This window comes from Duganella phyllosphaerae (assembly GCF_001758785.1).
Classification (GTDB): Bacteria; Pseudomonadota; Gammaproteobacteria; order Burkholderiales; family Burkholderiaceae_D; genus Rugamonas; species Rugamonas phyllosphaerae.
This window is the reverse complement of the sequence record NZ_LROM01000028.1, coordinates 1-8,445: the sequence shown is the minus strand read 5'-3', so window position 1 is coordinate 8,445 and position 8,445 is coordinate 1. Positions and strand designations below refer to the sequence as shown.

General features: G+C 61.5%; 8 protein-coding genes. 4 read left to right on the top strand and 4 right to left on the bottom strand.

Annotated features, from left to right (window positions below; genetic code table 11):
- Positions 1 to 190: 190 nt before the first annotated feature.
- Complete coding sequence (locus DUPY_RS01920; RefSeq protein WP_070246011.1) at positions 191 to 1,393, bottom strand: YbfB/YjiJ family MFS transporter; 1,203 nt, start codon at positions 1,391 to 1,393, stop codon at positions 191 to 193.
- 61 nt (positions 1,394 to 1,454) lie between these two features.
- On the opposite strand from DUPY_RS01920, the gene DUPY_RS01915 reads away from it, so the two are divergent.
- Positions 1,455 to 2,063 carry a TetR/AcrR family transcriptional regulator gene (locus DUPY_RS01915; protein ID WP_070246010.1) on the top strand — a complete coding sequence of 203 codons (609 nt, stop codon included), beginning with the start codon at positions 1,455 to 1,457 and terminating at the stop codon, positions 2,061 to 2,063.
- A 2-nt stretch (positions 2,064 to 2,065) separates the two neighbouring features.
- Here the strand turns inward: DUPY_RS01915 and DUPY_RS01910 are convergent, their stop codons facing one another.
- Entirely contained in the window at positions 2,066 to 2,344 is a 279-nt protein-coding gene (locus tag DUPY_RS01910; protein ID WP_070246009.1) for an SDR family NAD(P)-dependent oxidoreductase, read from the bottom strand.
- Between the two features lie 186 nt (positions 2,345 to 2,530).
- On the opposite strand from DUPY_RS01910, the gene DUPY_RS01905 reads away from it, so the two are divergent.
- On the top strand, positions 2,531 to 3,427 hold the full coding sequence (locus tag DUPY_RS01905; protein WP_070246012.1) for an AraC family transcriptional regulator: 897 nt from the start codon (positions 2,531 to 2,533) through the stop codon (positions 3,425 to 3,427).
- A gap of 83 nt (positions 3,428 to 3,510) precedes the next feature.
- The gene (locus tag DUPY_RS01900; RefSeq protein ID WP_070246008.1) at positions 3,511 to 4,032 is read left to right on the top strand and encodes an outer membrane beta-barrel protein; all 522 of its coding nucleotides are present in this window, start codon (positions 3,511 to 3,513) and stop codon (positions 4,030 to 4,032) included.
- An 89-nt stretch (positions 4,033 to 4,121) separates the two neighbouring features.
- On the opposite strand, the gene rtcA is transcribed toward DUPY_RS01900, so the two are convergent.
- Entirely contained in the window at positions 4,122 to 5,159 is a 1,038-nt protein-coding gene (gene rtcA, locus DUPY_RS01895; protein ID WP_070246007.1) for an RNA 3'-terminal phosphate cyclase, read from the bottom strand.
- 2 nt (positions 5,160 to 5,161) lie between these two features.
- A complete protein-coding gene (locus tag DUPY_RS01890) occupies positions 5,162 to 6,397 on the bottom strand; it encodes an RtcB family protein (RefSeq protein ID WP_070246006.1) in 1,236 nt (411 codons plus the stop codon).
- Between the two features lie 401 nt (positions 6,398 to 6,798).
- Here DUPY_RS01890 and rtcR point away from each other — a divergent pair, with 401 nt between their 5' ends.
- The gene (gene rtcR / locus DUPY_RS01885) at positions 6,799 to 8,355 is read left to right on the top strand and encodes an RNA repair transcriptional activator RtcR (RefSeq protein ID WP_070246005.1); all 1,557 of its coding nucleotides are present in this window, start codon (positions 6,799 to 6,801) and stop codon (positions 8,353 to 8,355) included.
- The last annotated feature ends 90 nt before the right edge of the window (positions 8,356 to 8,445 follow it).

Sequence of the window (8,445 nt, the reverse complement as noted above, 5' to 3'; positions counted from 1 at the left end):
TCAAACGTCCACACTTATCGACTGTTAATTTTTAAAGAACTGTATTCGGTGTTGCCTGCACTACGCTTCGCTGCGATCGTTTTGTCTGCCGCGAAGAAGAAAGAGTATGAAGCGTTTAGCTTGTTTCGTCAACCTTCTTTTTTTCTCGTTTCACTCTGCATTTGCATGCGCTGTTCTGCGAGGGGGCGAATTATAGGGCAGCCCTCGCAGGCTTGGCAAGGACTTTTCTGGCGGCGTCTGACAAAATAATGATGCCCAATGCGGCCGCCCCCACGCCCATCAATATCCGGTGGTCGCCACCGCTTTGTGCGAACAGGTACGAGTAGCCGTAACCGGCCAATGCCTGGGTCAATGCGAACACCGTGGTGGCCTTGCTCCAAACGATATTTTGCCCATGAGCGTCACCAGGCAAGATGCGGTGCACCCGCGCCAGGGTAATCGGCGGCACGCCCGGCGGGTAGGAACCGACAACCAGTGTCGCCAGCATCAGCACCAGGTGGTGCGACGAAAACATCATCACGCCCACAGCGCCAATTTGAAGCCAGGTCATCAGGTGACTGGTGGCCGCCGCCCCCAGGCGATCGGACATCCAGCCGTAGGCCATCGGACCGATCATCGCGCCCACGCCATACACGATCCAGAACAGCGCGGCCTCGTGCGAGCCCCAGCCCAGTCCGCGCGCCACGTAATCGACCAGAAACATCATCAACGGTACCAGGCCCACGGCCATCAACGCGTATTGCACGTACAGCAGCAGGAGTTCGGAGCGCGCGGCCAGCTCTATGGTCATTGCCGCATACCCCACCGGCGGATGGATGTGCGCGACGTGCGGCCAGCAGGCCCAGCTTGCCAACGTGAGCAGCAGCGACAGCATGCCGAGCCCAAGCCACGTGGCGCGCATGCCCACGTCTAGCAACAGCGGCACCAGCGTGCCCGACATGGCAATACCAACGCCGATGCCGAGGAAAATCGCGCCGCTGGCCATGCCCTTGCGCGCAGTTGGCACATGCGGCAACACGCTCGATGCAGCCAGCACCATGATCACGCCGCCGGATACGCCCGACAACAGGCGCCAGACGAAGAACCAGCCCACCGACAACGGGAACGCGCAGGCAAAGAAGGCCAACGAGGTCAGCAACATCATCGCCCGCAGGGTGGGCCGGGCGCCGTAACGGCGCGCCAGCGGCCGCCCCAGCAAGGCGCCCACCAGGTAGCCGACCAGGTTGGCCGCGCCCAGGTAGACCACGTCGCTGGCGACGAACCAGTGCGCCTCGATCATCGGCGGGATCAACGGCGTGTAAGCAAAGCGCGCCAGTCCGATGCCCACCAGACTGGCGCAGAGGCCCGCAAATATGGCGCGCCCGGTGGCGGCCCGATCTTCAACGATGTCCATTCACAGCTCCTCACGATGTTTGACAGCATAGTCAAACTTCAAGAATGCCGATAATCGGCCCATGGCTGGCATAAAACAATTCAATGAAGAAGAAGCGCTGGAACGTGCGATGCATGTGTTCTGGCGCCGTGGCTACGGCGCGACCTCGATGCAGGAGCTGGCGCAGGCGACCGGCGTGCTGCGCGGCTCGCTCTACAACGCCTACGGCGACAAGCAGGCGATCTTCCTGCTGGCATTTGCGCGCTACCAGCGCCGCTACCTCGAAACAGTGCGCGGGCACATGCAGCTCCGCGATCCGGTAGGAGCGCTGCGCGCCTACTTCGACTACGTGATCAAGTCGATGTCGGAACTGGCGCCGGCACTCGACGACACTGCGGCGCCGCGCTCGCGCGGCTGCCTGACCACCAAGATCGCGACCGACGAAACCGCCATGGACGAGCCGGTGCGTAGCGCTTTGCGCGGCATGCTGGAAGGATTGGGGCAAGTGCTGGAAGAACGATTGTCGGCGCCCGATGCGGTGGCGCGGCTACGTCTTCCGCCGCCCGACGCCGCCCGTCTGCTGGTTACTTTCACCCGGGGTAACGTGGTGATGGAGCGCATCTACCACGGCACCGAACAACTCCGGGCCACCGCGGAGAGCCTGATACAACTACTGTTGAAAGACGAGTAATTTCAGGCGTTATGGATGACGACATCGACGCGCTTGTGGACATCTTCGGCGAACGCCAGGAACGCCTCCATTTCCGTCGGCTGACTGACATCGAGCGCATACCACTCGGCCGAGCCGCCAGCCTTGCGGATCTCGTTCACCAGGCCCTGCAAGCGGTTCGAACGACGCGCACCCAGCACCACGTGGTGGCCCTGCTGCGCCAGCTGGCGCGCGGTGGCCGGTCCGCTGCCCCGGCTGGCGCCGGCGATCAGGATGACTTTACGCTGTAACGGTGGGTTCATGATGCAGTCCTTTCCCTGGCAATGACACGAGCATGCATCTTACGGCCGCCCGTCCATGCTGCAAATGCACATGACTATGCGATTCTTGCCTAATCCTATACTTCGATTCACCGGCCATGGCGGCCCAGCGCCTTTTGATGGATCATTCCTATTCATGAGAGCACGAAAGGAAATCACGTGGACCGCCTGATCGAACTGCATCGCCAACTGGCCCGGCACGACGGCTATACCGACACCGATGTCGCCGCCGTGCGCCTGACGCGCGCCACCCAGAGCGTGGCCAAGACGCCGGTCATGTCGGAGCCCTGCATTGCCATCGCCCTGCAAGGACGCAAGCGTGCCTTTTTCGGCACCGACGTGCTGCAGTTTGATGCCGACCAGTACCTGGTGGTGGCCATCCCGATGCCTTTTTCCAGCGCCACCGAGGCCACGCCGGAGGAACCGTTCCTGGGCCTGACGATCCAGGTTGACCGCACCACCCTGGCCGACCTGATGTTCGCCATCGACCAGACCGACACCGACGTGCCGGCCGCCCCCAAGGGCATGATGACCACGCGCATGGATGATCGCCTGCGCGACACGGTGTTGCGCCTGCTCGAAACACTGAACTCGCCGCTGGAGGCGCGCGTGCTGGGGCCGGCCATCGTGCGCGAGATCTGTTTCCGGGTGCTGATGGGGGAGCAAGGGGCAGCGATGCGCGCGGCGCTCACCAGCCAGGGCCAGTTTGGCAGAATCGCCAAGGCGCTGCGCCGCATCCACGCCGACTACGCGGCCAGCATCGATGTGGGTATGCTGGCCGCCGAAGCCAATATGAGCGTGCCTGCCTTCCACGTGCATTTCAAATCGGTCACGCACTGCTCGCCGATCCAGTATGTGAAATCGGCGCGCCTGCACCAGGCCCGGCTGCTAATGGCGCGCAACGACATGACCGCGCAAGCGGCGTGCGCCCAGGTCGGCTATGAAAGCCCGTCCCAATTCAGCCGCGAGTTCAAACGCTTTTTTGGCCGCAGCCCTGGCGAGGAAGCCGATGTGTTGCGCCGCTATCTGGCGCCACCGGCAATGGAGCCGGCTCAGTTGCTTTAAAAGTAAGATGGATTTAGTATGCTTGCCTGTCGGCATTGCAAATAATTCAATGCCGCATCCATGACCATCTTAAAAGGAATAGCATGCGACGTTTCATTCTCGCCCTGGCAGCGCTGGCCGCCGCCCCCGCCATCACCACGGCCGCCCCCTTCGAGCCGGGCGTCTATTTGGCCGTCGATACAGGCGGGGCATCGTCGTCGTCGAAATATGCGGCAGACGGCGATGATCTTTCCTTCGGCGGCAAGGTCGGCTACCAGTACACGCGCAATTTCGGTTTCGACGTCTATGCCCGCAGCCTGAGCTTCATTTCAAATTCCGGTGTCTTCAGTGAGCGCGGTCTCTACCCGGACCAGACTGTCGGCATCGCCGCGCAAGGCACAATGCCAGTCAGCGAACGCTTCAGCCTGTTCGGCCGCGCAGGCATCGGTCGCACCAGCTTGAAAGGCAATCGCTCGGGCATGAGCGATAAGGAAGAGACCGACGGCCTGGTGGGCGTCGGCGTGAGCTACCAATTCAACCGCCAATGGTCGATCAACGTGGAAGGCAGTTACCTGACCAAGACCGAGGTCAAGCTGTACTCGTTCGGTGGCCGCTTCCAGTTTTAAGAGCGCAGACAAAACCTCCATAGCTTCGTTGCAGCACCTCGCCGTACAGTCGTACTGTCTTCGTCGCTGCGCCGCGCTATGGAGGTTTGTCAGGCGCTCTGATTGCAAGGTGCCACCCGCACCAGGTGCCGGTCGCCGAGCGCTTGGTGCTCGAAGCGCACCGGCAGAAAGCGGGCGATCACTTGCGCGTTGGTCCGCGCGTGCGACGACAGCACGTCCGTGGTAAAGCTGCCGGCGCCGGCCAGCGCCATGGGCAGCATCAACTGGTCCGCCAGGCACTCGCTCACTGCCGCGCCGGAAGCGATGTAACGGCGGGCGCGCTCCAGCGTCTGCCTTGCCACGGTTTCGGCGCGGACCATTTTTTCGCCGAATCCGGCAAACACTTCCGTCACCTGCTCGTGTTCGAGCGTGAGCAGCAGCACGTTGCCTGGGCCCATTTCTTCTGGCAGGCGATGGCACCGCAGTTGCGCTTCGCCCCAGCCCATCCCCTGGCCTATGCACTCCAGTTCGCGCCTGGCCACCGACTCGGGCACGCCCGCCACGAAGCTCTCGGCATAGCCGTGCAGGCGCGCTCCCCGCTCGAGCAAGTCCAGCGGCTGCAAACCGGCGCATGGCTGCACTGTCGCCACCAGTTCGCCGCCACCGGCTGGATAAAAGCCGAAGCGCCGCAGCTCGAAGGCCACCTCGGCGCCCATGGCCGCCAGCATGCGGACATAGGCGCGCTCGAGGAAGTGCGATGGCGGCGCCATCGAATTATGCGTGCCACCCGTCACCGTTATCCGTGACGGCTGGCCGGCCAACAGCAAGGCCGGAAGCACGGTCTGCAACACCAGCGTGGAACTGCCGGCGCTGCCGATCGCAAACGCATACTCGCCGGCACTTATGGCGCCCGGGACGAACACCAGCGTTTGCGCGCCGACCGCCACGTCGCCCACGTCTGCGCCGCAAATGCGCGCCGCCGCCTGCACCGCCACCAGGTGCTGGCGCAGCAAGCCCGGGCGCGCGCGCCCCGCGCGGATATTGGTGATGCGAAACGGCTGGCCGGTGATCATCGACAGGCTTAGCGCCGTGCGCAATATCTGGCCGCCGCCCTCGCCTGCCGCGCCGTCAAGTTCTATGACGTTCATCGCTATCCTTTCACGCACACGACCTGCTTGAGGGTGTGCACCACTTCCACCAGGTCGCGCTGGGCGTGCATGACCGCGTCGATATCCTTGTAGGCCATCGGGATCTCGTCCACCACGCTGGCGTCCTTGCGGCATTCCACCCCGGCCGTGGCCAGCGCCTGGTCGTCAGCATTGAAGCGCCGCTTGGCCTCGTTGCGGCTCATGGTACGGCCGGCGCCGTGGCTGCAGCTGTTAAAGCTCTCCTCGTTACCCTTGCCGCGCACAATAAAACTCTTGGCGCCCATCGAGCCGGGAATGATGCCCAGCTCGCCCGGCCGCGCCGACACGGCGCCCTTTCGGGTGATCAGCACGTCTTTGCCGAAGTGACGTTCGCGCTGCACGTAGTTGTGGTGGCAGTTGACGGCCTCCACGTGCGTCTCGAATGGCTTGGTGATGATGGTACGCACGGCCGCAATCAGGTTGTGCATCATCACTTCGCGGTTGGAGCGGGCAAAGCGCTGGGCCCAGCCCACTGCCTCCACGTAGTCCTGGTAGTGGCTGGTGCCTTCTTCCAGGTAGGCCAGGTCGTCGTCGGGCAGGTTGATGAAGTGGGTGCGCATATCCTTCTTGGCCAGCTCGATGAAGTGGCTGCCGATGGCATTGCCCACGCCGCGCGAGCCCGAGTGCAGCATGAACCACACGGCGCCGGTTTCATCGAGGCACACTTCGATGAAGTGGTTGCCGCCGCCGAGGGTGCCGAGGTGCCGGTAGTTGTTGGTTTTGCTCAGCTTGGGCGTCTTCTGACAAATCACATCGAACTCGTCCTTCAATTGCGCCCAGGCGGCATCGACCGGCGCTGGCGGCGTATTCCAGCTGCCTTCGTCGCGGCCACGATAACCACGGGTTTTCGGCGTCATGCCGTGCGGGATGGCGCGCTCGATGGCGCTGCGCAGCGGTCCCAGGTTGTCGGGCAGATCGCTGGCGGAAAGCGTGGTCTTGGCCGCCATCATGCCGCAGCCGATATCGACACCGACCGCCGCCGGAATGATGGCGCCCAAAGTGGGAATCACGCTGCCGATGGTCGAGCCTTTACCGAGGTGAACATCGGGCATGACGGCGATGTGCTTGTAAATAAAGGGCATGCGGGCCGTATTGGCCAGCTGCTGCTTGGCCGCCTCTTCGACTGGTACGCCCTGGGTCCACATCTTGATCGAGCTGCCGTTGTCGGTGGCGATGATGTCGTAGTTCTGTTTTTCCATTTTATTTCTTTCAGCTGTTATTGGTCGACCAGGGCCGCCAGCACGTCCTGCCACATCTTCTGCGCCTGGGGGCGGTGCGTCAATTCCGGGCAGGCAGGGAACAAATGCCATTGACCGTTGCGGTGTGCGCTAACTCGCAGCGTCGAAGGCGCGCCGCGTTCGGGCGCTGGTTCTACTTTGTGTTTGCCAAGTGCACCTGCACTAATCAGCCAATTCATATCGTTCCCCTTTCTCTGGTATGCACCTGTTATTGCAAACGCCATGCCAGCGTACGGAGACGCGCTAAATTACTTTATAAGTCATTGAATTGAATCGATAATTTATTCTTTCCCCAGTTTTTACAGAACTTCCCCAACATCATTCAGGCATAATGAGTTATCTTTTTTTATAAGTTTTTATCCATGAAAATCAAGCGCAAGGTGGTGATCGGCTTCGTGGGAAGCCAGCTCGACGGTGCGAGACGCAGCGATCGCTGGGAAAAATGGCGTCCCAGCCTGTCGCTGATGCAGCACGAGGACCTGCTGGTCGATCGTTTCGAGCTGCTATATAACGCCAAATTCCAGGACCTGGCGCACCATGTGGCGCGCGACATGCGTACCATTTCACCTGAAACCACGGTGGTCACGCACGACATCCCGATGCGTGATGCGTGGGATTTCGAAGACGTGTATGGCGCGTTATTCGATTTTTCCAAGCGCTATCGGTTCGATACCGAGCACGAAGATTACTGGATCCACATTACGACCGGTACGCACGTTGTGCAGATCTGCCTGTTCCTGCTGACGGAAGCGCGCTACCTTCCCGGGCGCCTGCTGCAGACGTCGCCACCCCGGCGCAGCGGCGTCGGCGATCCGGGCAGCTACCAGCTCATCGACCTCGATCTTTCGCGCTACGACCAGATCGCCCAGCGCTTTTCAAGCGAACAGGCGGAAGGCGTGGCGTTTTTAAAGTCCGGCATCCCCACGCGCAATGCCAGCTTCAACTCCATGATCGAGGAAATCGAAAAGGTGGCAGTCAAATCGCGCGCGCCGATGCTATTGATGGGGCCGACCGGCGCCGGCAAATCTTTCCTGGCGCGGCGCGTCTTCGAACTGAAAAGGAATCGCCATCAACTCGATGGCAAATTTGTCGAACTTAACTGCGCCACCGTGCAGGGCGACGGCGCGGCATCCACCTTGTTCGGCCATATAAAAGGCGCGTTTACCGGTGCGGCGAGCAACCGACCGGGGCTGCTGCGCAGTGCTCACAAGGGTTTGCTGTTCCTCGACGAGATTGGCGAGCTGGGCCTGAACGAGCAAGCCATGCTGCTCAAGGCGCTCGAGGAAAAGCGTTTTTTGCCGGTCGGCAGTGATGAAGAAGTGGCCAGCGACTTCCAGCTCATCGCCGGCACCAACCGCGACCTGGGCGCCGAGGTACTGGCCGGACGCTTCCGTGAAGATTTGTACGCACGTGTCAACCTGTGGACGTATTCGCTGCCACGGCTGTCGGAGCGGCCCGAAGATATTGAGCCCAATGTCGATTTCCAGTTGGCGCTGTCTGCCATGGAAAGCGGCGAGAAAGTCAGCTTCAACAAGGAAGCGCGCACGCGGTATATGCGCTTTGCCATGTCCGGCGACGCCGCCTGGAGCGGCAATTTCCGCGACCTGGCGGCCTCGGTCACGCGGCTGGCCACGTTATCCGATGCTGGCCGCATCACCGACGTGCAAGTGGATGACGAAATCGCGCGCCTGAAGAGGCTATGGCGACACGACGCGCAGCCGGCCGTCATGGAAGGGTTGGATTTGTTCGACAGCATGCAGTTGGAAGCGGTGATTGCCGTGTGCCGCCAATCGAAATCGCTGTCGGATGCGGGCCGCAAGTTATTCGCAGTATCGCGCGACGCCAAAGCTAAACCGAACGATGCCGATCGCCTCAAGAAATATCTGGCTAAATTCGATCTGCAGTGGGATGCACTCTGAAATGCGAAAAACCCCGCCTAGATCACTAGACGGGGTTTTTCTATATAACTAGCCTGACGATAACCTACTTTCACACTGGTTGCAGCACTA